This is a genomic window from Streptomyces sp. NPDC107550 (assembly GCF_055639095.1).
In genome coordinates, this window is record NZ_JBVKBC010000001.1 from 413,665 (window position 1) to 440,228 (window position 26,564).

Here is a 26,564-nt window from a genome sequence, read left to right on the forward strand (position 1 = left end):
CACCCAACTCCCGCCCCCCGTGAGAAGTTCGGCGGCGTGCCGATCCACGCGCGTGGCCCGAATGGAGTACTGTTGCGAGCCCTGGGTCCGGTCTCCCGCCAGGGTGCCCGGGGCCTTCCAGGACCGCCGGGAGGGGGCTCGTTGCACAGGGTGACGACTACGGTCACTTAGCGTTGCGAACAGGTAACCGTGCCATAACGGCGCTTTCGGGCCCACGCCCGACACGCCGGGCAACTCGGCAAGGTTGTGGCAGGCTGCACCCGGGCAGGCCACACTCGACTAGCGGAAGCAGCGACGCACGTGACGTCGGCAGGCACCACCCGGGAGGTCCCCATGCCCGAACTGCGTGTCGTGGCCGTCTCTAACGACGGCACACGGCTGGTGCTGAAGGCTGCGGACAGCACGGAGTACACGCTTCCGATCGACGAGCGACTCCGCGCCGCCGTGCGCGGCGACCGTCCGCGTCTCGGCCAGATCGAGATCGAGGTGGAGAGCCACCTCCGCCCGCGCGACATTCAGGCGCGTATACGGGCAGGCGCCTCCGCCGAGGAGGTCGCCCAGTTCGCGGGCATCCCCGTGGAGCGGGTCCGCCGCTTCGAGGGCCCCGTGCTCGCGGAGCGCGCCTTCATGGCCGAGCGAGCCCGCAAGACGCCCGTACGCCGCCCCGGGGAGAACACGGGACCCCAGCTCGGCGAGGCCGTCCAGGAGCGGCTGCTGCTGCGCGGTGTCGACAAGGAGACCGTCCAGTGGGACTCCTGGCGCCGCGACGACGGCACCTGGGAAGTCCTGCTCGTCTACCGGGTCGCCGGTGAGCCGCACTCCGCGAGCTGGACCTATGACCCGCCCCGCCGGCTCGTGCAGGCCGTCGACGACGAGGCCCGTTCGCTCATCGGCGAGTCCGACGACATCGGCGCCCCGGAGCCCACGTTCCCGTTCGTGCCGCGCATCGCCCGCCTGCCGCGCGACCGACCACTGGACCGCGCCCTGGACCGGCAGCTCGAACGTCCCTCGTCCCCGGCGGAGCCCGCAGACCCGCCGGCCGAGGAGAACCTGCCGGCCATCGCCTCGGCCTCGGAGCGCGACTCGCTGACGAGCCTCCTGGAGGCCGTGCCGAGCTACCGCGGCGACATCGTGGTGCCCGACCGCCCCACGGTCGCGCCCGAGCCGCCCGAGGACGAGCCGGAGCCCGCCGCCGAGGTGGTCGAGGAGCCGGCCGCGCCCGCCGCTTCCGCCGGCGCGGGATCCGCGTACGCGGACATCCTGATGCCCCGGTCCGTCGCGGGCCACCGCGACCGGCTGACCGGCACGACCGACCGACAGGCCGAAGCCGACGGGGTACGCCCCGGGCGCCGCGCCGCGGTCCCGAGCTGGGACGAGATTGTCTTCGGCACGCGCCGCAAGAAGCAGGAGTGACGCGGCGACTGTGTCGGCCCGGGGCCGCCGCGTCACCCTCCGCGCCTTCTGCTGCTACGCGCGCGTAGACACACGTACGCGACTTGCCGTGCAGGGCAGCACACGGGCGGGCGGGCACGGCAAGGCCGTACGCCCTCAGGTGTGGCCCTCAGGAGTGGCCCTCAGGTGTGGCAGAGGCGCCCGCGCCCGCCCGTCCCTCGTGGTCGGTCGGCGCGGGCGCCTGATCGCCCATACAGGCTTACCAAGAGGCTCACCAGGTCACGTCACTGCGGGTCGGGGCCCTTCGCCACCGGCCGGGACTCGTCCGCCGACCACTGCGACCAGGAACCGACGTAGAGCTGCGCGTCGATGCCCGCGACAGCCAGCGCCAGCACCTCGTGCGCGCCCGAGACGCCGGAACCGCAGTACACGCCGACCTGCCCCGCCTCCCCCAGTTCCCCCGTCGCCCCGAGCGCCCGGAACCGCTCCGCGAGCTTCCCCGCGGGCAGGAAACGGCCGTCCTCGTCGACGTTCTCCGTCGTCGGCGCCGAGACCGCGCCCGGAATGTGCCCGCCGACCCGGTCGATGGGCTCCACGTCACCCCGGTAGCGCTCGGCGGCACGGGCGTCCAGCAGCAGCCCGGAACGGGCCAGGGCGGCCGCCTCGTCCGCGTCCAGCAGGCCCGTGGCACCCGGTGCAGGGACGAAGGTGCCTGGCCGCGCGGTCCGCTCCCCCGTCTCCAGCGGGCCGTTCCACGCGGCGAGCCCGCCGTCGAGGACTCGCACGGACGGGTGACCCGTCCAGCGGAGCATCCACCACGCGCGCGCGGCGGCCCACCCCTGGCCGCCGTCGTACACGACGACCTCGCGGTCCGGCGACACGCCCGCCGCGCGCATCGATGCGCCGAACGCTTCGAGGTCCGGCAGGGGGTGCCGGCCGCCGTCCGCGCCGGGGTGTCCGGCCAGCTCCTTGTCCAGGTCCACGTAGACCGCGCCCGGGATGTGACCTGCCGCGTAGGTCGCGCGGCCGTCGAAGACAGGGGCTCCGGCGGCCTTGGCGACGCTCAGTTGCCAGCGGATGTCGAGCAGGGCCGGCGGGGTGTCGCCCGCCAAGTCGCTCGCAAGTTCGGATGCGGAGATGATGGCATTCATGAGGGCCATCCTTGCCCATGGTCTGGCTCGAGCGTCCGGGTTCGGCTAGCGTGCTCGCTCGACTACTGAGCGTCCACCTGCCGGACACGTGCCGGTCGTGGCGCCGCCACGCATGCGCGACACCGTTCAGGGCACTCTCTGCGGGGAGTCCTACGGGTTCGGCGCGGCCAGGAGCGCTGCGCGGCACGGAGTGCCACCATCAGCACGGGCGTGATGTGACACGCGGGTCCCCGATCACGGGCCCCGAGGGTCCCGTTTTTGAGGAGAGAGTGACGATGACCGAGGCAGCAGCCCGGCGCGCACCCGGCACACCTTGCTGGGTGAGTCTGATGGTCCACAGCATGGCCGCCACCCAGGAGTTCTACGGGTCGCTGTTCGGCTGGGAGTTCAGACCCGGTCCCCAGCAGCTCGGCCCGTACGTACGGGCTCTCCTCGGCGGCAAGGAGGTGGCCGGCATCGGGCAACTGCCCGCCGACCGGAACCTGCCGATCGCGTGGACGCCGTACATGGCCTCCGCGGACGTCGACGTGACGGCCGAGTGCGTACGCCACTGCGGCGGCACCGTGGGCGTGGGGCCGCTGGACGCCGGCGAGGCGGGCCGGCTGGCGATCGGCTCCGACCCGGCGGGCGCGGTGTTCGGGATCTGGCAGGCGTCCGCGCATCTGGGCATGGCGGTGACCGGGGAGCCGGGCACGGTCGCGTGGAACGAGCTGGTGACGCACGAGACGGCGAGCGTCGCCAAGTTCTACCAGGCGGTCTTCGGATACGCCGAAGAGGCTGTTGTCTCCGCCGACTTCGACTTCCTGACGCTGCACGTGGAGGACCGGCCGGTGGCGTCGGTGCACGGTGTGGGCCACGCGCTGCCGCGTGAGCGCGGGCCGCACTGGATGACGTACTTCGAGGTCGCGGACGTGGACGAGGCCGTGGAGCGGGTCGCCGACCTGGGCGGGCACATCGTCAAGCCGCCGCGCGAGGATACCTACGGACGGGTGGCGACGGTCGCCGATCCGGAGGGCGCAGAGTTCACCGTGGTGAAGTCCCGGCGCGACTGACCGCGGCCCGGGTTCCCGTGCCGGGCTCGCGGGGTCCGGGGCTCGCCGCCTCCGCTCCCGGCGCCCTGACGTGTCCGCTCCGGGCGGCCCCGCGTGGCGCGCTCTTGCGGCACGTAAGCGTGCCCTCAGCCGAAGCGTGCCCTCAGCCGACCGGCAGGACGTCCGGTGACAGGGACGCGGCGTGCGCCGACGAGGCCGTCATACGGCGCCGGTGATGGCGGCGGCACAGCACCTCGTAGCCGATCGTGTCCTCCGCCTGGTCGACGTCCCCGACGACGACCTGGGCGCCTTCGACGACCATCTCGCCGTTGACCGTGCGGGCGTTGTGTGTGGCGCGGGCGCCGCACCAGCACAGCGCCTCGACCTGCAACACCTCCACACGGTCCGCGAGTTCGACGAGCCGCTGCGAGCCCGGGAACAGCTTGGAGCGGAAGTCGGTGGTGATGCCGAACGCGAAGACGTCGAGCCCGAGGTCGTCGACGACCCGGGCGAACTGGTCGATCTGCTCAGGCGCGAGGAACTGGGCCTCGTCCGCGATCACGTAGTCCACCTTGCCGCCCTGCGAGAGCCGGTCCACCACGTACGCGTACACATCCAGGTCATCGGCCACCTCCACGGCGTCGGTGACCAGGCCGAGGCGTGAGGAGAGCTTGCCCTCGCCCGCCCGGTCGTCCCGGGTGAAGATCATCCCCTGGAGCCCGCGGGCCGAGCGGTTGTGCTCGATCTGCAGAGCCAGGGTGCTCTTTCCGCAGTCCATCGTTCCGGAGAAGAACACCAGCTCGGGCATGGGGAGTCGAGCACCTTTCGGTCGGTCGGCGGGCGGGAGGGGCGAAGGCGGGTCGTGGGGCGCGGTGGAGTGCGGTGCGGTGGAGTGCGGTGCGGTCGGTGCGGGCTCAGGCGCGCGCTTCGAGAAGCGGCACGAGTTGCTCGGCGGGGGTCATCGAGCCGTGGTTGCCGACCATCGCCGACTCGTTCGGCTCGTTGCGGGAGGCGATGAGGACGACGTCGTCGCGGGCGGCGGCGATCACGTCACCGAGACGCTCGTACACACGTTGATCAACATGTGGACCGAACCAGCCCGCGGCGATGGCCTCGTCGCGGCCGGCGATCCAGAACTGCTCGCCGAGCACCTCGCGCCACACGGTGAGCACGTCACTGGCGGCGCCGGGCACGGCGTACACATGACGGGCACGGCCCTCGCCGCCCAACAGGGCGACACCCGCGCTCAGTTCCCAGTCGTCGTCGAAGTCGATACGGGACTGCTCGTCGAAGGGGATGTCGACCATGCCGTGGTCGGCGGTGACGTACAGGGCGCTGTGGGACGGCAGTTGCTCGGCGAGGCGCTGAGCGAGCCGGTCGACGTACATGAGCTGCCCGCGCCAGGGGTCCGAGTCGACGCCGAAGCGGTGCCCCTTGCCGTCGACCTCGCTGTAGTACGTGTAGACGAGTGAACGGCCGCCCGCCGCCAGTTGCTCGGCGGCCAGGTCCATGCGCTCCTCGCCGGAGAGACGGCCGTAGAACGTGCCGCCGCTGAGGGCGATCTTGGTGAGCGGGGTGGACTGGAAGGCGGGGGCGGAGACCTGCGCGGTGTGCACGCCCGCGTCGTGGGCGCGCTGGAAGACCGTCGGGTAGGGCTGCCAGGTCTGCGGCTTGGTCCAGGGCGTCCAGCGCAGCTGGTTCATCAGTTCGCCGGTGTCGGGGTTGCGCACGGTGTAGCCGGGCAGACCGTGGGCGCCGGGCGGGAGCCCTGTGCCGACAGAGGCGAGGGAGGTGGCGGTGGTGGCCGGGAAGCCGGCGGTGATCGGGCGTCCGGTGCCGCCGCGCGAGGACGGTATGAGAGAGCTGAGGAAGGGCGCCTCGTCGGGGTGGGCGCGAAGCTGCTCCCAGCCGAGCCCGTCGATGAGGAAGACGCAGGCGCGGTCCGCCGGGGCCAGCTCGGGGATCGCGGGGGTGCAGCCGGGGACGCCGAGATGGGCGGCGAGGGTGGGCAGCAGGTCGGCGAGCGACCCACTGCCGTACGCCGGGACGGGAGCGGTGTGGACGGGCAGCGGCTCTACGTCGTCCCAGGCGGCCTGAGTCATCAGCGTCCCGCGTCCGCGGTGGCCTCGGAGAGCGACTGGGAGAAGGCGAGGGCCTGACGGACGGTCTCGGGGCCGTCGCCGGCCTCGCTGACGCGCAGGCTCAGGTCGTCGGCGGTGGAGCTGCCCGTGTAGCCGTGGTCGGCCTCGCAGTTCGGGTCTCCGCAGGCGGCGGGCTCCAGGTCGATGCGGGAGACGGCGCCCCAGCCGATCGTGAGGACGACTTCGCGCGGGAGGGTGCCGGGGACGTACTTCTCCGGGTTGGCGACGACGCGGCTGAGGACCACGGAGGAGATCCGGCCGATCTTCACGGACTCCGTGGACGTGGTCGCGTACGGCGTCGGGGAGGTGCTGTCGGCGGCCTGCTCGTCGGTGTGGCTCACGATGAAGCGGGTGCCGGTGAGGACGAGGACGGTGACGTGCCTGCGCACCTCGTTGGCGTCGAAGGTGGTCTCCTGGTGCACCAGATACGACGAGATGGGCTCGCCGCCGACCGCGGCCTCCACCGCCTCGGCCACGAGGGCCGGGTAATAGCCGCTGCGCTCGATCGCTGCGCGCAGCCCCTGGGTCGTCGTACTGGTCTTGGCCATGAGGTCCATCCTAAAGCCCGTGACGAGGCTGACGTCTCGCCTGTGGACAACGCTCGGCACGCGTTCCGCCCGGGCGTGTCGGGCGGGCGCGGACATCGGGCGCGCGGGCCGTGTGGGCGGGCGTCAGTACGCGACGGGCAGCGTACGCGGGCCGAGGTCGTCGCGCGCGGGCGGGGGCGCGAGGCGGACCCAGGCGCCGAGGACGGTGAGGCCGTGCTGGGCGACGACGACGGGTTCGAGGGCGACGCCGACGACCTCGGGATGGTCGTCGACGAGGCGGCTGACGCGCTGGATCAGCTCCTCGAGGGCAGGCGTGTCCACGGGCGCGGCGCCGCGCCAGCCGAACAGGATCGGCGCGGTCTTGATGCCGCGCACGACCGCCTGGGCGTCGCGGTCGGTGACCGGGATCAGGCGGTGCGCGGTGTCGCCGAGCAGTTCGGAGGGAGCGCCCGCGAGGCCGAAGGAGAGGACGGCGCCGGCGGCCGGGTCGATGACCGCGCGGACGACGGTGTCGACCCCGCGCGGGGCCATGGCCTGCACGACGGGCCGCAGCTCGGCGGGGGCGCCCAGGTGCTCGGTCAGCTCCTCGTAGGCGCGCCGCAGATCGCTCTCGTCGGCGAGGTCGAGGCGTACGCCACCGAGGTCGGCGCGGTGGCGCAGGTGCGGGGCGGTGGTCTTGAGGGCGACGGGATAGCCGAGGCTGCGGGCCGCTTCGGCGGCGGCGTCCGCGTCGGGCGCGGGCAGGGTGGGGCGTACGGCGATGCCGTAGCGGGCGAGGAGGGCGCGGGCGTCGTCGGGCGCCAGTTCGATGCCGCGCGGGTCGTCGTCCTTGGCGAGCAGCGCGGTGATGAGGTCGGCGGCGCCGGACTCGTCGATGTCGTCGTACTCGGGGACCTTGCCGGGGCTGTCGTGGTCGCGGCGCCACTGGGCGTATTTGACGACGTCGGCGAGGGCGTGGACGGCGCGCTCGGCGGCGGGGTAGGCCGGGATGAGGCGCGGTGCTGCGCCGGACGCGGGGGCGGCGGCCCGGGGCGCGGGGGCGGGCTGCCGGGCGCCGTCCTGGGCGGCGGGGGCAGGATGCGGGGTGCCGTCCGGCGCGTCGGAGACGGCGGTGTCGGTGGCGGCGGTGTCGGGGCTCGCGGCGCCGGGCGCGGCCGCGTTGGGGCCGGTGCTGGCGGCGGCGGAGAGGGCTTCGGCGAGGCCGCCGAGTTCGACGTGGACGACGAGGACGGGCTTGGTGGGGACGGTGGCCGCGGCGGCGCTGAGGGCGGCGGCCAGCTCCGCGTCCTGGGCCATGCCCTCCCCGACGACCGGCATGGCGGTGACGACGACGGAGTCGGTCTTGTCGTCGGCCAGGGCGGCTTCGAGGGCGGCACGGAAGTCGTCGGGGGACGCCTCGGTGGTCAGGTCGCGGGGCGTCTTGGGGCGCAGCCCTTCGGACAGGCACACGTCGTAGGTGAGCAGGCCGAGGGATTCGGAGTTGCCGAGGATGGCGACGCGGGGGCCCGCGGGAAGCGGCTGGCGGGCCAGGAGGAGGCCGGTGTCGACGAGTTCGGTGATGGTGTCGACGCGCAGCACTCCGGCCTGCCCGAGCAGCGCGGAGACGGTGGCGTGCGGGAGGCGGGTGGCACGGACGGCGTGGCCGGTGGGGGCGGTGCCGCTGTGCCGGGCGCCCTGGACGACGACGAGGGGCTTGGCGGCGGCGGTGCGGCGGGCCAGACGGGTGAACTTGCGGGGGTTGCCGATCGATTCGAGGTACATGAGGGCGACGTCGGTGTCGGGGTCGTCGTACCAGTACTGCAGGACGTCGTTGCCCGAGACGTCCGCGCGGTTGCCCGCGGAGACGAACGTGGAGACGCCGGTCAGGCCGGTGACGCCGCCGCCCCTGCGGTGCAGCCGGGAGAGCAGGGCGATGCCGATGGCGCCGGACTGGGCGAACAGGCCGATGCGTCCGGGCCGTGGCATCTGGGGGGCGAGCGAGGCGTTGAGGCGGACGTCGGGTGAGGTGTTGACGATGCCGAAGGCGTTGGGCCCGACGATGCGCATACCGTGGCTGCGGGCCTGGCGGACCAGCGCGCGCTGGCGCTCGCGTCCTTCGGCGCCGCTCTCCGCGTAGCCGGCGGAGACGACGACGAGCCCCTGGACGCCGCGCGCGCCGCACTCGTCGACGACTTCGGGCACGTCGGGCGCGGGGACGGCGACGACGGCCAGGTCGACGTGGTCGGCGGGGTCGATGTCACGTACGGAGCGATGGGCGGGGACGCCGTCGATCTCGGTGAGGTCGTCGGGGAACGCCTTGTTGACCGCATACAGGCGGCCGGTGAAGCCGGCGTCCTTCAAGTTGGCGAGAACGCTGCGGCCCACTCCCCCGGGCGTGCGGCCGACACCGACGACAGCTACGGAGCCGGGGGCGAGCAGGCGCTGCACGGAGCGGGCCTCGGCGCGCTGCTCGCGCGCGTGCTGCACGGCGAGCGACTGTTCGGTGGGTTCGATGTCGAACTCCAGGCGGACGACACCGTCCTCGAAGCTGCGCTTCTGGGTGTATCCGGCGTCCCGGAACACCTTGATCATCTTGGTGTTGGCGGGCAGCACCTCGGCGGCGAAGCGGCGGATGCCGCGCTCGCGGGCGACGGCCGCGATGTGTTCGAGCAGGGCGGAGGCCACGCCCCGGCCCTGGTGGGCGTCCTGGACGAGGAAGGCGACCTCGGCCTCGTCGGCGGGGGCGGAGGCGGGCATGCCGCGCGCGTCGATGCGGTCGTAGCGCACGGTGGCGATGAACTCGCCGCCCACGGTGGCGGCGAGACCGACGCGGTCCACGTGGTCGTGATGGGTGAACCGGTGGACATCCTTGGCGGACAGGCGTGGATATGGCGCGAAGAAACGGTAGTACTTCGACTCGTCCGAGACCTGCTCGTAGAAGCTGGTCAGGCGGTCGGCGTCCTCGGTCGTGATGGGCCTGATCCGCGCGGTGCCGCCGTCGCGCAGCACCACGTCGGCCTCCCAGTGGGCGGGGTAGGCGTGCCGGTCCGACGGGGTCTCCATGCGGCAAGGGTAGAGCCGGGCACTGACAGGCGTCGGCGGTCTCCCACGGGTCGCGTCCCGCGCGCGTGAGGGGCAGGCTATGGAGGGCCGAAGGGCGGTGCGGATCGGGACCTGGGTCCGCGCGAGCACGTCCCGAGGTATGTGAGAATGGTCTAGACAACCGTGAGTCACCTGAAGGGCAGCATCACATGGCTGAGCGCCGCGTCAACGTCGGCTGGGCCGAGGGCCTTCACGCCCGCCCCGCTTCCATCTTCGTCCGCGCTGCCACGGCCGCCGGCGTTCCCGTGACGATCGCCAAGGCCGACGGCAACCCCGTCAACGCCGCTTCCATGCTCGCGGTGCTGGGCCTCGGCGCCCAGGGCGGCGAGGAGATCGTCCTGGCCTCGGACGCCGAGGGCGCGGACGCCGCCCTCGACCGTCTGGCCAAGCTGGTCTCCGAGGGCCTTGAGGAGCTTCCCGAGACCGTCTGACGCCCTGCCCCTTCCGGGGGCCAGGCCGGCAGTCGTCCCGGCATCACGGCGGAGCCGCGCGACCCCTTCGGGGAGGCGCGGCTCCGCCGTTCGCGCGTGCGGGCGTCTACGCGTTCGAGCCGTGAGGGTCTTCGCGTACGGGACTGCTGACGGCGGAGCATTTCTTCCATGCTGACGGACCACAGAAACCGAACGCGCAGGAATAGCAGAAATTCCCGCTCTCCCGCCACTCGACCCTTTCCCGTCAGGCCGCATCAAAGAGAACACCGACCGGTAAGTCAGGGAACTCACGACAGTGCCTCGCGGAGAATACCGACGCTTTCTCGTACAGCTTGTATACGGTCCCTTTGTTAATGCTGGAGCCGGGGCGTGTTGACGGCATGTTGCGAAGCCCTCACACGTTCGCTCGGACGAGGGATGCGGAGTCGGTGCGCGCCCGTCACCCGTTCGGCGTGGCGGGCCGCCAGCGCGCGGGCGCGTGTGGCGTCCCTGCGGGTCACGGCGTCGACGAGGGCGCCGCGCTCGGCCCAGGTGTCGGCGGGCCGCTCCGGCGCCTCGACCGCGTACATCCACTCGATCTTGTGCCGGAGCTGGGTCAGCACGGCGATCAGGCCCGGGCTGCCGCACGCCTGGACGAGCGTCTCCTGGAACCAGGCGCTCAGGGCCTCCAACTCCTGGCCGCCACCGTGCCGGGCGCGCTCCTGACCGAGCCTGACGAGGCCGTGCAGCACCTTGAGGTGGGCGTCGGTGCGGCGCTGGGCCGCGCGGGCCGCGCAGAGGGGCTCCAGCAGGGCGCGCATCTCCAGCAGGTCGGCGGCCTCCCGCTCGCTCGGTTCGGCCACGCACGCGCCCGCGTGCCGGCGCGTGACGACGAATCCCTCGGCCTCCAGGGTGCGCAGCGCCTCACGCACCGGGACGCGCGAGACTCCGTAGCGCCGCGCCAGTACCTCCTCGGTGAGTCTGCCGCCGCGCTCGTAGACTCCCGCGACGATGTCGTCGCGGATCGCCGTGCATACCGAGTGCGCGGGAATGCGCATGACCCGAACCTCCGCCTGGACCCGCGCGAAAACGCGCTCGATTTCCGCCGCGCCGAAGCGCGTCCGCTTCTTCCGCGCACCGGCCCGACGACTCTATTCCACCATTCTCGGAATTCCGGCGGAAGGCGGCGGCCGGGGGTCATTTTTGGGACACTGAATACCTGGCGGGGTGAAATCAGGCGGGAGAAACCGGCCCGCTACGCGCGCGTGGGGCAGGCGTCCGCATACGGCGACAGCCCCGGCTCGCGGGGAGCCGGGGCTGTCGTGACGCCGCTTCAGGCGCGGGGACCGGGGTCCGGGTCCGGGTCCGGGTCCGGGTCCGGGTCCGGGGTCAGACGTTGACGCCGTGAGCGCGCAGGTACGCGAGGGGGTCGATGTCCGAGCCGTAGTCGGGCGAGGTGCGGGCCTCGAAGTGCAGGTGCGGGCCCGTGGTGTTGCCGGTGGAGCCGGACAGGCCGATCTGCTGGCCCGGGGTGACGGACTGGCCGACGGAGACCCCGATGGACGACAGGTGACCGTACTGGGTGTACGTACCGTCATTCATCTTGATCACGATGTTGTTGCCGTACGCACCGCCCCAGCCGGCCTCGACGACCGTGCCCGCGCCGACCGCGTGGACGCTCGTCCCGGACGCGGCGTGGAAGTCGATACCGGTGTGGCTGCCGGAGGACCACAGGCCGCTGCTCGCCTTGTAGGCGGTGGACACGTACGAGCCGGCGATGGGCGGCACATAGGCGTTCAGGCGCTTGCGCTCGGCGTCGCGGGCGGCACGCTCCTTGGCCTCGCGCTCCTGCTTCGCCTTCTCCTCGGCCTTGCGCTTGGCCTCTTCCGCCTTGCGCTTGGCCTCCTCGGCACGCTTCTTGGCCTCGGCCTCGGCGCGCTTCTTGGCGGCGGCCTCGTCGGCGGCCTTCTTCTGCGCGGTGGCCTGGGCGTCGATCTGGGCGGCGAGCGAGTCGCCGATGGCGACGGCCTGCGTCAGTCCGTTCTGCTCGGCCGGGGCCGCGGCGTCGGCGGCGAGGGCGGGGGCCGCGAGGCCCGCGACGACACCGGTCGTGGTGAGCGCGGCGACACCGGCGACCTTGGCGGTCGTACGGGTGAGGCGGCTGGGACGACGATGCTTCCCGGTGGCACGGGTGAACGCCATGAAGGGGCTTGTTCCTTTCCTTCCCTCTCGCCTACCGGGTTAGCTGACGGGTTCGGAGCAGGAAGGTCTCCTACGGGGCCCTCCCCTCGCGGGAAGCGCGCCCGATTCACCCCAGGGACTGCGATGGGTCCCCGGCTCCCCTGGCTCGCGCCGTAGGGGGACTCGGCGATGACTGTCCGGTGTCGCGGGCGCGACGTGGGTCTGGCCGAACAGCCGGACCGACGCTAAGCGGGCCACCGTTCCCGCAACAAACAGATCGCTGTTTTTGTCGCGCATGCCACAGAGCAGACAGGCAACCTCCCCATCAAAACGGACATACGTGATCCGATAGGGGGTACGGCCGGACGTGATCGGTCCCACGCGCCGGATCGGTCCCACCCCACGAGACGGTTCAGCCCCACGCGACAGAAGGAGCCCCGGCGGTCGCGGTGACCACCGGGGCTCCCTGGCGCTCCTGACGTTTCTGGCGCTCCAGACGCTCGTCTTGCTCGTACGCGCGCGTGGCGCGACGGCTCAGCCCGCGACGACGCTCACGTCGCCGATGCCGAGCTCCCTGACGGGCGCCTCGATGCTCGCGGCGTCGCCCACGAGGATCGTCACCAGCCGGTCCGCCGGGAACGCGCTCACGACGGCCGCGGTGGCCTCCACCGTGCCCGTCTCGGCGAGCCGCTGGTACAGGTGGCCCTGGAAGTCGTCCGGAAGCTCCTGCTCGACCTGGTCGGCGAGCGTGGCGGCGACCGCGGCCGCCGTCTCGAACTTCAGCGGGGCGACGCCGACGAGGTTCTGCACGGCGGTGTCGCGCTCCGCCTCGGTCAGCCCCTCGGCGGCCAGCGTGCGCAGCACCGTCCACAGGTCGGCGAGCGCCGGGCCCGTGTTCGGCGTGTCCACCGAGCCGCTGATCGCCAGCATCGCCGCGCCCGTGCCGTCGGCCGTGGACCGCAGCACCTGCGCGAAGGAGCGCACACCGTACGTGTAGCCCTTCTCCTCGCGCAGCACACGGTCGAGACGGGACGTCAGGGTGCCGCCCAGGCAGTACGTGCCGAGGATCTGCGCCGGCCACACCTGGTCGTGCTTGTCGGGCCCGACGCGGCCGATGAGCAGTTGCGTCTGCACGGCGCCGGGCCGGTCCACGATGACGACCCGGCCGCGGTCGTCGGCGGTGACCGGCGGGGCGGCGAGCGGCTGCGCGGTGTCGCCGGTCCACGCGCCGAGCGTGTCGGCGAGCAGGGCGTCGAGGTCCACGTCCGTCAGGTCGCCCACCACGACGGCCGTGGCGGTGGCGGGGCGTACGTGCTTCTCGTAGAAGGCGCGGACGGCCGCCGCGTCGATCGCGCCGACGGTCTCCTCGGTGCCCTGGCGCGGGCGCGACATGCGCGAGGTCGCCGGGAAGAGCTGGCGGGAGAGCTCCTTGGCGGCACGGCGGGCCGGGTTGGCGCTCTCGTGCGGGATCTCGTCGAGGCGGTTGCGTACGAGCCGCTCGATCTCGCTGTCGGCGAAGGCGGGCGCCCGCAGCGCGTCGGCGAGCAGGCCGAGCGCCTTGGCCAGCCGGGAGACCGGCACCTCCAGGGAGACACGGACGCCGGGGTGGTCGGCGTGCGCGTCGAGCGTGGCGCCGCAGCGCTCCAGCTCGGCGGCGAACTCCTCGGCGGAGTGCTTGTCGGTGCCCTCGGAGAAGGCGCGCGCCATGATCGTGGCGACGCCGTCCAGGCCGGCGGGCTCGGCGTCGAGCGGCGCCGCCAGGTTGATCTCGACGGCGACGACCTGCTGGCCGGGCCGGTGGCAGCGCAGCACCGTCAGGCCGTTGCCGAGGGACCCGCGCTCGGGCGCCGGGAACGCCCACGGCTTGGGGGCGCCGGCCTGCGGCTGCGGGTGGAACTCCATGCTTGCGAGCTGCTCGGTCACCGGCCCGCCTCCTCGTCGCTGTCGTCGCTCTCGTCTTCGGAACCGGCGGGGGCGGTGGGCTCGTACACGAGGACCGCGCGGTTGTCGGGGCGCAGGCGGGCCTTGGCGACCTCCTGGACCTCCTCGGCGGTCACGTCCAGGACGCGCTGCACGGCGGTCAGGGCGAGCTGCGGGTCGCCGAACAGGACCGCGTAGCGGCACAGTTCGTCGGCGCGGCCCGCGACCGTGCCGAGCCGGTCCAGCCACTCGCGCTCCAACTGGGCCTGCGCGCGCTCCATCTCCTCCGGCGTCGGCCCCTGCTCGGCGAACCGGGCCAGCTCCTCGTCGACGGCGGCCTCGATGACGGGCACCTCGACATCGCCGGAGGTCTTCACGTCGAGCCAGCCGAGCGAGGGCGCGCCCGCGAGGCGCAGCAGGCCGAAACCGGCGGCGACGGCGGTACGGTCGCGCCGCACGAGGCGGTTGTACAGGCGGGAGGACTCGCCGCCGCCGAGGACGGTGAGGGCGAGATCGGCGGCGTCGCACGCGCGCGTGCCGTCCTGCGGGAGCCGGTAGGCGGCCATGAGGGCGCGCGCCGGCACCTCCTCCTCGACGACCTCGCGCACCTGACCTCCGATCACGTCCGGCAGGGAGCCGTCGCGCGGGGCGTCCTTGCCGTCGTGGCCGGGGATGGAGCCGAAGTACTTCTCGACCCAGGCGAGCGTCTGCTCGGGGTCGATGTCGCCGACGACGGAGAGCACCGCGTTGTTCGGCGCGTAGTACGTGCGGAAGAAGTTCCGCGCGTCCTCCAGGGTGGCGGCGTCCAGGTCGGCCATGGAGCCGATGGGCGTGTGGTGGTAAGGGTGGCCCTCGGGGTACATGAGGGCGGTCAGCTTCTCGAAGGCGGTGCCGTAGGGCACGTTGTCGTAGCGCTGGCGGCGCTCGTTCTTGACGACGTCCCGCTGGTTCTCCATCGACTCCTCGTCGAGGGCGGCCAGCAGCGACCCCATGCGGTCGGCCTCCAGCCACAGCGCGAGTTCGAGCTGGTGGGCGGGCATCGTCTCGAAGTAGTTGGTCCGCTCGAAGCTCGTCGTGCCGTTCAGGGAGCCGCCCGCGCCCTGGACCAGCTCGAAGTGCCCGTTGCCGTGGACCTGCTTCGAGCCCTGGAACATCAGGTGCTCGAAGAGGTGCGCGAGGCCCGTACGGCCCTTGACCTCGTGGCGCGAGCCGACGTCGTACCAGAGGCAGACCGCAGCGACCGGGGTCAGGTGGTCCTCGGAGAGCACCACGCGCAGGCCGTTGGCCAGCCGGTGCTCGGTCGCTGTCAGGCCGCCGGAGCCGGGCTCGGCGGTGGCCGTGTGACCCATGGGCATGTACGTCCCTTCGATCGCGGAGAGCGCAGAATACGCAGCGGGCAGTGCGGCAGGCGCATATCCGCCGCTGGTGCTGCCACTGTATGCAAGCGTGCTGACACCTGGCGAAGTTCCCGCCGGGGCTACGCCCTGAGCGAGCAGACGGCGCGGGGCCCGCCCCGAGCGCCTGTTCGGACCCGGCGACCGGCCGGTACGGACGGGTCGCGCTCGGCGTTGTCAGTGGGGCGGTCCACAATGGACCGCGACAGTCCCCGTTCACGTACCCGTTCATGTTGGTGAAGGAGCCGCAGCAGCGATGGCCCGCCGCAGCACGAAGACCCCGCCGCCCGACGATTTCGAGGAGAGGATCCTCGACATCGACGTGGTCGACGAAATGCAGGGCTCCTACCTGGAGTACGCGTACTCGGTCATCTACTCGCGTGCCCTGCCCGACGCGCGGGACGGGATGAAGCCGGTCCACCGGCGCATCGTCTACCAGATGAACGAGATGGGCCTGCGTCCCGAGCGCGGCTATGTGAAGTGCGCCCGTGTCGTGGGCGAGGTCATGGGTAAGTTGCACCCTCACGGCGACTCGTCGATCTACGACGCGCTGGTGCGTCTCGCGCAGCCGTTCTCGATGCGCGTGCCGCTGGTGGACGGCCACGGCAACTTCGGCTCGCTGGGCAACGACGACCGCCCGGCCGCCATGCGGTACACGGAGTGCCGCATGGACGCCGCCGCCTCTTTGATGACGGAGTCCATCGAAGAGAACACGGTCGACTTCGCCCCGAACTACGACGGCCAGGAGCAGGAGCCGATCGTTCTCCCGGCGGCGTATCCGAACCTGCTGGTCAACGGCACGTCCGGGATCGCGGTCGGCATGGCGACGAACATGCCGCCGCACAATCTGGGCGAAGTGATCGCCGCCGCCCGGCACTTGATCAAGCACCCGGGCGCCGATCTCGAGACGCTCATGAAGTACGTGCCGGGTCCCGACCTGCCGACCGGCGGCCGGATCGTCGGCCTGTCCGGCATCAAGGACGCGTACGAGACGGGCCGCGGCACGTTCAAGATCCGCGCCACGGTCGCCGTGGAGCACGTCACCGCGCGCCGCAAGGGGCTGGTCGTCACGGAGCTGCCCTTCGCGGTGGGCCCCGAGAAGGTCATCGCGAAGATCAAGGAACTGGTCGGTTCGAAGAAGCTCCAGGGCATCGCCGACGTCAAGGACCTCACCGACCGCGAGCACGGCCTGCGCCTGGTCATCGAGATTAAGAACGGCTTCGTCCCGGAGGCCGTCCTCGAACAGCTCTACAAGCTGACGCCGATGGAGGAGTCCTTCGGTATCAACAATGTGGCGCTGGTCGACGGCCAGCCGCTCACGCTGGGCCTCAAGGAACTGCTCGAGGTCTATCTGGACCACCGCTTCGAGGTCGTGCGCCGGCGCAGCGAGTTCCGCCGCGGCAAGAAGCGGGACCGGCTGCATCTGGTGGAGGGCCTGCTCGTCGCCCTGCTCGACATCGACGAGGTCATCCGCATCATCCGCTCCAGCGAGAACAGCGCGGAGGCCAAGCAGGGCCTCATCGAGCGCTTCTCGCTGAGCGAGATCCAGACGCAGTACATCCTGGACACGCCGCTGCGCCGGCTCACCAAGTTCGACCGGATCGAGCTGGAGAGCGAGCGCGACCGGCTCACCGGCGAGATCGACGAGCTGACCGGCATCCTCGACTCGGACACCGAGCTGCGCAAGCTGGTCTCGGCGGAACTGGCGGCGGTGGCCAAGAAGTTCGGCTCGGACCGCCGTACCGTGCTGCTGGAGTCGGGCGCTTCCTCGGTGGCGACGGTGCCGCTCCAGGTGGCCGACGACCCGTGCCGCGTCCTGCTGTCGTCGACGGGCCTGCTGGCGCGCACGGCGAACGCGGAGCCGTTCGCCGCCGACGAAGACGCCAAGCGCGTGAAGCACGACGTGATCGTCTCGGCGGTGCCGGCGACGGCGCGCGGCGAGGTCGGCGTCGTGACGTCCGAGGGCAGACTGCTCCGGCTGAACGTGATCGACCTGCCGCAGCTCCCGGACACGGCCAGCGCGCCGAACCTGTCGGGGGGCGCGCCGATCTCCGAGTTCCTGTCGTCCCTGGGCGCGGACGAGAAGGTCGTGTGCCTGACGACGCTGGACGAGTCGTCGCCGGGTCTCGCGCTCGGCACGGAGCAGGGTGTCGTCAAGCGCGTGGTCCCCGACTACCCGTCGAACAAGGAAGAGCTGGAGGTCATCTCCCTCAAGGACGGCGACCGGATCGTGGGCGCGATGGAACTGCGTACCGGCGAGGAGGACCTGGTCTTCATCACGGACGACGCGCAGTTGCTGCGCTTCCAGGCGTCCATCGTGCGTCCGCAGGGCCGCGCGGCGGGCGGCATGGCGGGCGTCAAGCTGGCGACGGGCGCGAAGGTCATCTCGTTCACCGCGGTGGACCCGGCCGCGGACGCGGTGGTGTTCACGGTGGCGGGGTCGCGGGGTACGCTCGACGACTCGGTGCAGACGACGGCGAAGCTCACGCCGTTCGACCAGTACCCGCGCAAGGGGCGGGCCACGGGCGGTGTGCGCTGCCAGCGGTTCCTGAAGGGCGAGGACTGCCTGAGCGTCGCCTGGGCGGGTCCGGCGCCCGCGCGCGCGGCGCAGAAGAACGGCATGGCGGCCGAGCTTCCGGAGATGGACCCGAGGCGTGACGGTTCGGGTGTGTCCCTGCCGAAGACGGTGGCCGTGGTGGCCGGGCCGGTGTAGGTCGCGGGCTGTCGCCGTGAGGCGGCCGGTGCGGAGCGATGCTTCAGCGCCGGCCGCTCCGGTGTTCTATCCCTCGTGGCCGTGTGGGCCATCGGGGTCGTCCTGCCTGTCCGGGTCGGCCTGCCCGTTCGGGTCGACTTGCCCGTCTGGGTCGTCCTGGCCGTCCGAGTCGCCCCGGCCGTCCTGCCCGTCCTGTTCGTCGCCCTTGTCCTGTACGTAGCGCAGGACGCCCCACATGGCGTGTTCGTCGGCGCTGTCGGGGGCCGCGCTCTTGCAGGCGGCGAGCTTCTCGTGGAGGGCGTCCGCGTCGATGCCGGTGCCGATGAGGACGAGCTGGGTCAGGCGCGGCTCGTCGGCGGGCCAGGGCTCGGGGTAGAAGCGCAGGAACGGGCCGACCGCGTGCACCAGATACCGGTTGCCGGGGTCGGCGGCGCCGAAGTCGACGTATCCCTTGATCCGGTAGAGCCCCGGGGGCCTGCTGTCCAGGAAGGCCATGGTGCGGCGCGGGTCCAGCGGGACGTCCGAGGTGAAGGCGACGCTGTCGTAGGCGGCGTGCAGATGTCCGGCGTGCGCGTCGGCCGCGTGCCCCTCGGAGGCGCCGGGAGTGGGCTCGTCGGCGTGCCGGTGCAGGTCGTCGAAGGACAACTGCCCGATACGCTCCCGCGACGGCCGGCACTCGAACAGCAGCTCCGGGTCGATGCGGGCGTACGAGGCGGACACGACAGCGGCGGGCCCGGCGAACGAGCGGGCCAGCTCCAGCACGCGGCGGCGCTCGTCGCCGGACACGCGGTCCGCCTTGTTGACGACGACGAGATCCGCGAGGCCGAGATGACGCTCCAGTTCGGGGTGTCTGGCCCGGGACGCGTCGAACTCCACGGCGTCGACGACCTCGACGAGCCCCCCGTACACGACGCGGGGGTTCTCGCTGGCGAGCACCATGCGGACGAGTTCCTGCGGTTCCGCGATGCCGCTCGCCTCGATCACGATGACGTCCATGGAATGCATGTCATTGACGGGTCGGGTCAACTTGTCCAGATAGACGTCAAGTTCACTGGCGTCCACGGCACAGCACAGGCAGCCGTTTCCGAGTGAGAGCGTCGAGTCGCCGAGCTGGCCCGCGACCGCCATCGCGTCGATCTCGATCGCCCCGAAGTCGTTGACGATGGCCCCGATGCGGGTGCCTCCACTGTGGTGGAGCAGATGGTTGAGCAGGGTCGTCTTCCCCGACCCGAGAAATCCCGCGAGGACCACGACCGGGATCTGCCGCGGGTTAGTGCTGGTCAACGTGCGCCCCTCTCTCCGTGCGACCTCGGACCGAGGACCGCGCCGGCGCCCGGCCGGCTCCTACGACATTGCCTGGCGCCCCAGAATACGAGCGCGCGAGATGACGCCTGAGTGAACGATTGCTAACGGCGCTCGCTGGGCACACGTTGGACATGGCGCAGGTTCTTGCGAGCCCCTCATGGTTCCGTGCGCCTTCTCTCCGTTTCCCGCCGATCAGAGCCGCTCGGCACCCTGGGAGACGGCAAGCGCGCCGCCACCGCTCGCCGGTCCCCATCACTGTCGCTCCTGCACCGACACCCCCGGCGGACGGTCGCCCGAGTCGGGGGTTGTCATGATCACAAGGAGTTATGAGGTGGGCCGTCTCGCGGTCGCCGCCGCCACCGGCGGAGTGGCGGGTGCGCTGGTGACCCGCTTCCTCCAGCAGCGGGGGTGCGGCACGCCCCAGCACCGTTCGGAGGCGCGGGAGCGGCGCGCGACCCGCGCCCATCAGCAGCGCATGCACTGGGAACTGTTGAACAAGGCGATCGACGACCCCTCTCTCGCCGACGTGATCGACACGTACGACGTCGAGGTTGATCCCGCCAAGCGCCGTCAACTTCTGTACGCGAACGCCTGGTACGTCAATACGCTCCATCTGTACGAGGCGGGCCTCATGGACGCCGCCGCGGTCCACGGCCATCTGCGGGAACTCTTCCGCAGTCGCGTCATGCGGGAGTACTGGGCGGCGACCCGGCACCATCGCGCCTCCCTGGACGCGGGGACGACGGAGGCGTGGCTGGGCCGGATCACCGACGCGCTCCTCAGCGAACTGGACGAGGACGACACGGGCGTGTGGTGGGTCGTCGGCGAGCCGCCGAGCGACTGACCGGGCCCGTGCGGAGCAGGCGCGTCACCCGGGACGGTGAACCGGCTTCAACTCGCCCTGGAAAGCGTGGACTCGATGCCCTCACGCGCCCCGGCACGCACTACTGTGACGCCGTACTCTCCCAGCTCCCTAAGGACCGGTTTCCTTGAAGATCGTGCGCCGCATCGGCGTGCCCCCGAGCGCTCGCGGCAGCGCGTCGGGCACGACCTGCCCCGATGTCTTCGAACTCAGCGACGGCAACTTCGCCGTGATCGGCACAGAGGCCACCGCCGACCTCAAGCACGAGCTTCCCGCCGACGCCGGCGTCGCCGACTATGAGCGCATCGTCATCGTGAACAGGGAGACGCTGGTCCGCGCCAAGAGCGACATCCCGGACGCCTGAGTCCGGCGCAGGGCCCGCCACGCCGCCGGCCGCCGATCCTCGAAGGGTCGGCGGCCGACGCATGCCCTCTCCTCCCCCTCTCCCCCCTCCGGACCGCACCGGCGCTACGGCCGGCCTCAGCCCAGGGTGGGCACCGGGACCGGCGGCTCCTCCCCCACGTACCGCGCCGCCGGACGGATGATCTTCGAGTCCGCCGCTTGCTCCAGGATGTTGGCGCTCCAGCCGACGACCCGCGCGGCGGCGAACGTCGGCGTGAACATCGCGCGGGGCAGCCCGCACAGCTCCATGACCACGCCCGCGTAGAACTCCACGTTCGTGTGCAGTTCCCGGCCGGGCTTCAGCTCGGCGAGGATCAGCTCGACGTGCCGCTCGACCTCCACGGCGAACTTCACGAGCGGCCCGCCGAACTCCTCCGCGATCCCCCGCAGCATGCGCGACCGAGGGTCCTCCGTGCGGTACACGGGGTGCCCGAACCCCATGATCCGGTCGCCGGCCAGGACACGCTCCCGCACCCATGCGTCGATGCGGTCGGGCGTGCCGATCGCGTCCAGCGTGTCCAGCGCGCGGCTGGGCGCGCCGCCGTGCAGGGGCCCGGAGAGGGCACCGACCGCGCCCACGAGGCAGGCGGCTACATCCGCGCCGGTGGAGGCGATGACGCGTCCGGTGAACGTTGACGCATTGAAGCCATGATCAATGGTTGAGATGAGGTACTGCTCGATGGCGCGGGCGCGCCTCGGGTCGGGTTCCGCGCCGGTCAGCATGTAGAGGTAGTTCGCGGCGTACGACAGGTCCGCGCGCGGTGCGACGGGGTCGAGACCCTCCCCGAGCCGGTGCAAGGCGGTGAGCAGGGTGGGGACGACGGCGGCCGCCGCGAGCGTGTCCTCCCGGCGCCGGGCCGCGTCGATGTCGTAGACGGGCCGGAACCCGCGTGCGGCGCCGAACAGCGACAGCGCGGTGCGCAGCCCGGCGAGCGGGCCGGAGGCGGAGCCGGCCCGGGCGATGGCGGGCAGGGCGGCCCGCACGTCGGCAGGCAGGTCGCGCAGGGCGGCGGTCTCACGGGCGAACGCGGCCGAACGTGCGGCATCCGGCAGTTCGCCGTGGATCATCAGGTGCCACACGTCCTCGAAGCTGCGGGTCTGCGCGAGCTCGACGGCCGAGTACTGGCGGTAGTGGTAGAAGCCTTCGCGGCCCCGCACGTCACCGAGCGCGGTGTCGGTGACGACGACGCCCGCGAGCCCGCGCGGTACGTCGACGGCGGGGGCGGTCGTGGTCCCGTTGATCGGCATGATTTCCTCCCTGAACTTGATTCGACTGTCTATGCTTGACTCAATCTCTGTCAATATTGATTGAATCAATATCAAGCCAGCCGCTACGGTGACGCGCATGAGGGATCAAGAACCGGCACCGGCCGCCCACACCCGCCGTCTGACCACCAAGGAGGCCGCGGAACTGCTCGGCGTGAAGCCCGAGACCGTCTACGCGTACGTCAGCCGCGGCCTGCTCACCAGCAGGCGGGCCCAGGGCGCGCGGGGCAGCACCTTCGACGCCGCCGAGGTCGAGTCCCTCGCCCACCGCAACAGGCGTGAGAGCGCCCCGAGTTCGGCCCCCGGCGAACTTTCCGTGCGGACCCGGATCACCCTCATCGACGAAGACCGGTACTTCTTCCGGGGGGTGGACGCGACCGAGCTGGCGACCCGTCACTCGTACGAGGAGGTCGCGGAGTGGCTGTGGACGGGAGCCTTGCGCCCGGGTATCCGCTTCACCGCGTCCAGGGAGGCCCTGACGGCGGCCCGCCGCGCTGTCGGCGCGCTGCCCGAACACAGCACGCCCGTTGACCAGTTGCGGGTCGCGGCGGTGGCGGCGGCGACCGCCGACCCGCTGCGCTACGACCTCTCCGAGGAGTCCGTCCTCGGCGCGGCACGCTCCCTCATCCCGACGCTCGCGGCCGCCCTGCCCCTGCAACTGCCCACCTACAGCGACGGCCCGCCGATCGCCCAGCGCCTGTGGGGCCGACTGTCGTACCGGGAGCCCGACGAGGCGTCACTGCGCGCCCTGGACACGGCTCTCGCCCTGCTCGTCGACCACGATCTGGCGGCCTCCACCCTCGCCGTACGCGTCGCCGCCTCCGCCCGCGCGCACGCGTACGCGGCCGTCTCGGCGGGCCTCGGCGTCCTGGAGGGCCCCCTGCACGGCGCGGCGAGCGGTCTCGCGCACCGCATGCTCCTGGAGGTCCTGGACCGCGGTGACGCGCGCTCGGTGGTGGCCGACGAGCTGCGCGCGGGCCGCCGGATCCCGGGGCTCGGCCACCGGCTGTACCGGGGCGACGACCCACGCGCGCGGGCCCTGTTCGCCGTCCTGGAGGAACTGCCCGGCGCGCACCCCGCGCTGGCGGCCGCCCGCGACGTGGTGGCGACGGCCGCCCGCCACACCGACCTGCACGCCAACGTCGATCTGGCGCTCGCCGTTTTCACGGCCTCCTCCGGCATGGCCGCCGAGGCGGGCGAGACGATCTTCGCGGTGGCGCGTACGGCGGGCTGGATCGCCCACGCGCTGGAGGAGTACAAGGAACGCCCGCTGCGCATGCGCCCCACCGGCCACTACGTGGGGCACCGGCCGCCCCGGCCGCTCCCGGCCCCAGAGGGGGACGAGCAGGCAGGCTAGGCTCACCTATGTGAGTACGTGCGCCACCGCCTCGCGGGATCTCGACGAGCCGCTCGCGGGCACCGCGGCCACCGCCCGGACCTGGCTGCTGATCGAGCAGCCGGGACCCTGGGGAGCGAAGGCCCTGACCTCCAGCCATCTGGACCCCGCCGTGGGCCGCGCCCTGGAGGCCGCCGCCGCCGGCACGGGCGTACGCGTCGCCCTCATCCGGCGCCCCGGCCGGCACGCCGACTGCCACGAGGTCGCCCGGCGCCAGGTGTACGTCGCCCACACGACCCCGGGCAACGCATGGGTGCGGTCCACCACGATCGACGACCCCGCGGCCCTGCTCCGGCTCGACTTCACGGCCCTGGGCGCCGGCGAACACGGCGGCTTCGGGGCGCCCCACGAGGGCGCGCCGCTGGCCCTCGTGTGCACCAATGGCAAGCGGGACCGCTGCTGCGCCCTCCTCGGCCGCCCGCTCGCGGCGGAACTCGCGGAGTCCGGCGTGGAGGGCGTCTGGGAGACCACCCACCTGGGCGGCCACCGCTTCTCCCCCACGCTCCTCGTGCTGCCTTATGGCTACGCGTACGGTCGCGCGAGCGCCGCCGATGTGAAGGACGTCCTGGAGTCGGCCGCCGCGGGGCGGATCGTCACGGAGGGCTGCCGCGGGGGCTCCGCGTGGGACCGCCCGGCCCAGGCCGCCGAACTCGCGGTACGCCGCGTGGCCGAGGAGCCGTCCGCCGACGCCCTCCATGTCGTCCGTACGGAAATCACGCACAAGGGCGTGGAAGAAAACACGGACGCCGACGCCACCGCAGACCGCGCGGACGAGCCGCTGTGGGAGGTTCTCGTCGCGCATGAGGACGGGCGCCGGTGGCGGGTGACGGTGGCGCGCGGCGCGTCCGTGCCGGCCCGCCCGGAGAGCTGCGGCGGTGCTCTGGGGTCGCCGGCCCGCATGGATGTCGTAGCGGTGCGTGAGGTTCCCGCGTCGTACAGGTAGTGGTGCGTCTTTTCCGGGCGGTGCGGGCAGTCCACGTACGAGATCCGCGCCACAAGGGCTTCGGTCGGGGGCGGGCGGGCCCGTACCGTTCGTCAGGTCATGATGAGCGCTCTCTCCTCCGCCCGCCGTCGCCGCTTCGGCCTGCCCAGGCGGGTGTTCGCGCAGGTGCTGCTGATGCAGGTGGCGATAGCCGCCGGGGTGGCCGTGCTGGCGACCGGTCTGTTCCTCGCGCCGCTGAGCGCGCAATTGGACGACCAGGCGATGCGGCGCGCGCTGGCCATCGCGCAGACGACGGCCGCGCAGCCGAGGATCGCGGAGGACCTGCTGGCCACGCGTCCCACGCCTGACGGGCCTGTGCAGGCGGACGCGGAGCGGATCAGGCGGGCGAGCGGCGCCGAGTACGTGGTGATCATGAACAGGAAGGGCGTGCGCTGGTCGCACACCGACCGTTCCGAGATCGGCAAGATCGTCTCGACGGACCCCAGCGAGGCGCTGGCGGGCCACGAGGTCATGGAGATAGACAACGGGACCCTCGGCCGCTCCGCGCGCGGCAAAGTGCCGCTGAGGGGCCCGGACGGGGCCATCGTGGGCGCGGTGTCGGTCGGCATCGAGTACGACAGCGTCCGCGCGCGGCTCATCCACGCGATCCCCGGCCTGTTCGCGTACGCGGGCGGCGCCCTGGCCGTGGGTGCGCTCGCCGCCTACCTGATCTCCCGCAGAGTGCAGCGGCAGACGCGTGACCTGGCGTTCTCCGATATCTCGGCGCTCCTCGCGGAGCGCGAGGCGATGCTGCACGGCATCCGGGAGGGCGTCGTCGCCCTGGACCGGGCGGGGCGCATCCGGCTGTTGAACGACGAGGCGCAGCGCCTGCTCGGGCTCGACGGCGAGGCGATCGGCCGGCCACTCGACGCGGCGCTGGGCCCGGGCCGTACCACGGACGTGCTGACGGGCCGGGTCACCGGCACGGATCTGCTGACCGTGCGTGGGCAGCGCGTCCTGGTGGCCAACCGCATGCCCACCGACGACGGCGGCGCGGTCGCCACCCTGCGCGACCGCACGGAGCTGGAGCAGCTCGGGCGGGAGCTGGACTCGACGCGCGGCCTCATCGACGCGCTCCGCGCCCAGGACCATGAGCACGCCAACCGCATGCACACGCTTCTGGGACTGCTGGAACTGGAGATGTACGAGGAGGCCGCCGAGTTCGTCGGGGAGGTCGCCGGCGCGCACCGGGTCACCGCCGAACAGATCACGGAGAAGATCCAGGACCCGCTGCTCGCGGCACTGTTGGTGGGCAAGGCGACGGTGGCGACGGAGCGCGGGGTGGCGTTCGGGATCTCGGCGGACAGCGCGCTGCCGGACCGGCTGGTCGACCCGCGCGGGCTCGTCACGATCGTCGGCAACCTCGTCGACAACGCGATCGACGCGGCGTCCGGTTCGGGTCGCCACGCGCGCGTAGAGGTCGATCTGCGCTCGGAGGGCCGCACGGCGGTACTGCGCGTAGGGGACACCGGTCCGGGCGTGCCGGACGATCAGCGGGAGACGGTGTTCCTGGAGGGCTGGTCCACGAAGGAAGCGCCCGCCCACGGCAAACGCGGCATCGGTCTGGCCCTGGTCAGACGGCTCGCGGAACGGCAGGGTGGCAGCGCGCGCGTGCGCGCCGCGTCCGGCGGCGGGGCCGAGTTCGTGGTCGTCCTGCCGGAAGCGCTCGCCGAGACCGTCCCGAGCCCGGTGGAGGAAGCCCGATGATCGACGTCCTGGTCGTCGACGACGACGCGCGCGTGGCCGACGTCAACGCCGCGTACGTGGCGAAGGTTCCCGGCTTCCGGGTGGCGGCGAAGGCGTACAGCGCGGCCGAGGCGCTCGCCCGGATCGAGGACCTCGCCATCGATCTCGTACTGCTCGACCACTATCTGCCGGACGAGACGGGCCTGGACGTGGCACGCGCCCTGCGGGACCGCGGCCTCCATATCGACGTGATCATGGTGACGGCGGCGCGGGACGTGGCGACGGTGCAGGCGGCGATGCGGCAGGGCGCGCTGCAGTACCTGGTGAAGCCGTTCTCGTTCGCGGGCCTGCGCGGCAAGTTGGAGGCGTACGCGAACCTGCGGCGCACCCTCGACGGCGGCGGGGAGGCCGAACAGGCGGAGGTGGACCGCATTTTCGGCGCCCTGTCCGCCACGGCCGAACCCGAGCTGCCGAAGGGGCATTCGCCGACGACCGCCGAGCTCGTGCGGCGCGCCATGATGGACGCCGAAGGGCCGCTCAGCGCGCAGGACTTGGCGGACCGTACCCGGCTCAGCCGGCAGACCGCCCAGCGCTATCTGAAGCTGCTGGAACGGACCGGCCGGGTCCGGCTGAGTCTCAGGTACGGCGACATGGGGCGCCCCGAGCACCGCTACGAGTGGGCCGCCAGCCCCTGAGGGGGCGT

Annotated in this window: 21 protein-coding genes and 1 riboswitch; of the genes, 10 read left to right on the forward strand and 11 right to left on the reverse strand. The window is 72.3% G+C overall.

The window, feature by feature from the left end; genetic code table 11:
* The first annotated feature begins 333 nt into the window (after nucleotides 1–333).
* Nucleotides 334–1,413, forward strand: a complete 1,080-nt coding sequence (gene sepH / locus ACZ7LY_RS01770; protein ID WP_471622477.1) for a septation protein SepH — start codon at nucleotides 334–336, stop codon at nucleotides 1,411–1,413.
* A gap of 263 nt (nucleotides 1,414–1,676) precedes the next feature.
* Here sepH and ACZ7LY_RS01775 read toward each other — a convergent pair whose 3' ends face one another.
* On the reverse strand, nucleotides 1,677–2,543 hold the full coding sequence (locus ACZ7LY_RS01775) for a sulfurtransferase (RefSeq protein ID WP_471622478.1): 867 nt from the start codon (nucleotides 2,541–2,543) through the stop codon (nucleotides 1,677–1,679).
* Nucleotides 2,544–2,818: 275 nt separating this feature from the next.
* Here ACZ7LY_RS01775 and ACZ7LY_RS01780 point away from each other — a divergent pair, with 275 nt between their 5' ends.
* On the forward strand, nucleotides 2,819–3,595 hold the full coding sequence (locus ACZ7LY_RS01780; RefSeq protein WP_471622479.1) for a VOC family protein: 777 nt from the start codon (nucleotides 2,819–2,821) through the stop codon (nucleotides 3,593–3,595).
* 142 nt (nucleotides 3,596–3,737) lie between these two features.
* Here ACZ7LY_RS01780 and ACZ7LY_RS01785 read toward each other — a convergent pair whose 3' ends face one another.
* The 4 genes from ACZ7LY_RS01785 to ACZ7LY_RS01800 form a co-directional block, all read right to left on the reverse strand.
* Nucleotides 3,738–4,382, reverse strand: a complete 645-nt coding sequence (locus tag ACZ7LY_RS01785) for a thymidine kinase (protein WP_471622480.1) — start codon at nucleotides 4,380–4,382, stop codon at nucleotides 3,738–3,740.
* Nucleotides 4,383–4,488: 106 nt separating this feature from the next.
* Nucleotides 4,489–5,676 (reverse strand): alkaline phosphatase family protein, encoded by a 1,188-nt coding sequence (locus ACZ7LY_RS01790; protein WP_471622481.1) that lies wholly within the window; start codon nucleotides 5,674–5,676, stop codon nucleotides 4,489–4,491.
* Complete coding sequence (locus ACZ7LY_RS01795) at nucleotides 5,676–6,263, reverse strand: DUF5998 family protein (protein WP_471622482.1); 588 nt, start codon at nucleotides 6,261–6,263, stop codon at nucleotides 5,676–5,678. Before ACZ7LY_RS01795 ends, ACZ7LY_RS01790 begins: the two co-directional genes overlap by 1 nt.
* 123 nt (nucleotides 6,264–6,386) lie before the next feature.
* Nucleotides 6,387–9,305, reverse strand: coding sequence for a bifunctional acetate--CoA ligase family protein/GNAT family N-acetyltransferase (locus ACZ7LY_RS01800; protein WP_471622483.1), 2,919 nt, complete (start codon nucleotides 9,303–9,305; stop codon nucleotides 6,387–6,389).
* A gap of 188 nt (nucleotides 9,306–9,493) precedes the next feature.
* Between ACZ7LY_RS01800 and ACZ7LY_RS01805 the strand changes: the two genes are divergently transcribed.
* Nucleotides 9,494–9,775 (forward strand): HPr family phosphocarrier protein, encoded by a 282-nt coding sequence (locus ACZ7LY_RS01805; protein ID WP_003993478.1) that lies wholly within the window; start codon nucleotides 9,494–9,496, stop codon nucleotides 9,773–9,775.
* A 350-nt stretch (nucleotides 9,776–10,125) separates the two neighbouring features.
* On the opposite strand, the gene ACZ7LY_RS01810 is transcribed toward ACZ7LY_RS01805, so the two are convergent.
* The 4 genes from ACZ7LY_RS01810 to ACZ7LY_RS01825 form a co-directional block, all read right to left on the reverse strand.
* A complete protein-coding gene (locus ACZ7LY_RS01810) occupies nucleotides 10,126–10,812 on the reverse strand; it encodes a GntR family transcriptional regulator (RefSeq protein WP_471622484.1) in 687 nt (228 codons plus the stop codon).
* A gap of 331 nt (nucleotides 10,813–11,143) precedes the next feature.
* Nucleotides 11,144–11,956 (reverse strand): M23 family metallopeptidase, encoded by an 813-nt coding sequence (locus ACZ7LY_RS01815; protein ID WP_471622485.1) that lies wholly within the window; start codon nucleotides 11,954–11,956, stop codon nucleotides 11,144–11,146.
* A 13-nt stretch (nucleotides 11,957–11,969) separates the two neighbouring features.
* A riboswitch (cyclic di-AMP (ydaO/yuaA leader) is annotated at nucleotides 11,970–12,134 on the reverse strand.
* Between the two features lie 335 nt (nucleotides 12,135–12,469).
* Nucleotides 12,470–13,837, reverse strand: coding sequence for a M16 family metallopeptidase (locus tag ACZ7LY_RS01820; RefSeq protein WP_471622624.1), 1,368 nt, complete (start codon nucleotides 13,835–13,837; stop codon nucleotides 12,470–12,472).
* Nucleotides 13,838–13,854: 17 nt separating this feature from the next.
* A complete protein-coding gene (locus tag ACZ7LY_RS01825) occupies nucleotides 13,855–15,210 on the reverse strand; it encodes a M16 family metallopeptidase (protein WP_471622486.1) in 1,356 nt (451 codons plus the stop codon).
* A gap of 295 nt (nucleotides 15,211–15,505) precedes the next feature.
* On the opposite strand from ACZ7LY_RS01825, the gene ACZ7LY_RS01830 reads away from it, so the two are divergent.
* Complete coding sequence (locus ACZ7LY_RS01830) at nucleotides 15,506–17,962, forward strand: DNA gyrase/topoisomerase IV subunit A (protein WP_471622487.1); 2,457 nt, start codon at nucleotides 15,506–15,508, stop codon at nucleotides 17,960–17,962.
* A 66-nt stretch (nucleotides 17,963–18,028) separates the two neighbouring features.
* Here the strand turns inward: ACZ7LY_RS01830 and ACZ7LY_RS01835 are convergent, their stop codons facing one another.
* Nucleotides 18,029–19,246 carry a CobW family GTP-binding protein gene (locus ACZ7LY_RS01835; protein ID WP_471622488.1) on the reverse strand — a complete coding sequence of 406 codons (1,218 nt, stop codon included), beginning with the start codon at nucleotides 19,244–19,246 and terminating at the stop codon, nucleotides 18,029–18,031.
* 352 nt (nucleotides 19,247–19,598) lie between these two features.
* On the opposite strand from ACZ7LY_RS01835, the gene ACZ7LY_RS01840 reads away from it, so the two are divergent.
* Together ACZ7LY_RS01840 and ACZ7LY_RS01845 are read left to right on the forward strand one after the other, a co-directional pair.
* Complete coding sequence (locus ACZ7LY_RS01840; protein WP_471622489.1) at nucleotides 19,599–20,111, forward strand: DUF6082 family protein; 513 nt, start codon at nucleotides 19,599–19,601, stop codon at nucleotides 20,109–20,111.
* 145 nt (nucleotides 20,112–20,256) lie between these two features.
* Complete coding sequence (locus tag ACZ7LY_RS01845) at nucleotides 20,257–20,493, forward strand: hypothetical protein (protein ID WP_471622490.1); 237 nt, start codon at nucleotides 20,257–20,259, stop codon at nucleotides 20,491–20,493.
* Nucleotides 20,494–20,609: 116 nt separating this feature from the next.
* On the opposite strand, the gene ACZ7LY_RS01850 is transcribed toward ACZ7LY_RS01845, so the two are convergent.
* A complete protein-coding gene (locus tag ACZ7LY_RS01850) occupies nucleotides 20,610–21,779 on the reverse strand; it encodes a citrate synthase (protein WP_471622491.1) in 1,170 nt (389 codons plus the stop codon).
* 97 nt (nucleotides 21,780–21,876) lie between these two features.
* Between ACZ7LY_RS01850 and ACZ7LY_RS01855 the strand changes: the two genes are divergently transcribed.
* The 4 genes from ACZ7LY_RS01855 (at nucleotide 21,877) to ACZ7LY_RS01870 (ending at nucleotide 26,556) form a co-directional block, all read left to right on the forward strand.
* Nucleotides 21,877–23,154, forward strand: a complete 1,278-nt coding sequence (locus tag ACZ7LY_RS01855) for a citrate/2-methylcitrate synthase (protein WP_471622492.1) — start codon at nucleotides 21,877–21,879, stop codon at nucleotides 23,152–23,154.
* A gap of 10 nt (nucleotides 23,155–23,164) precedes the next feature.
* Nucleotides 23,165–24,136 carry a sucrase ferredoxin gene (locus ACZ7LY_RS01860; RefSeq protein ID WP_471622493.1) on the forward strand — a complete coding sequence of 324 codons (972 nt, stop codon included), beginning with the start codon at nucleotides 23,165–23,167 and terminating at the stop codon, nucleotides 24,134–24,136.
* A 102-nt stretch (nucleotides 24,137–24,238) separates the two neighbouring features.
* Nucleotides 24,239–25,882, forward strand: a complete 1,644-nt coding sequence (locus tag ACZ7LY_RS01865; protein WP_471622625.1) for a sensor histidine kinase — start codon at nucleotides 24,239–24,241, stop codon at nucleotides 25,880–25,882.
* A complete protein-coding gene (locus tag ACZ7LY_RS01870; RefSeq protein WP_471622494.1) occupies nucleotides 25,879–26,556 on the forward strand; it encodes a response regulator in 678 nt (225 codons plus the stop codon). The genes ACZ7LY_RS01865 and ACZ7LY_RS01870 overlap by 4 nt, the downstream gene beginning before the upstream one ends.
* Nucleotides 26,557–26,564 lie beyond the last annotated feature (8 nt).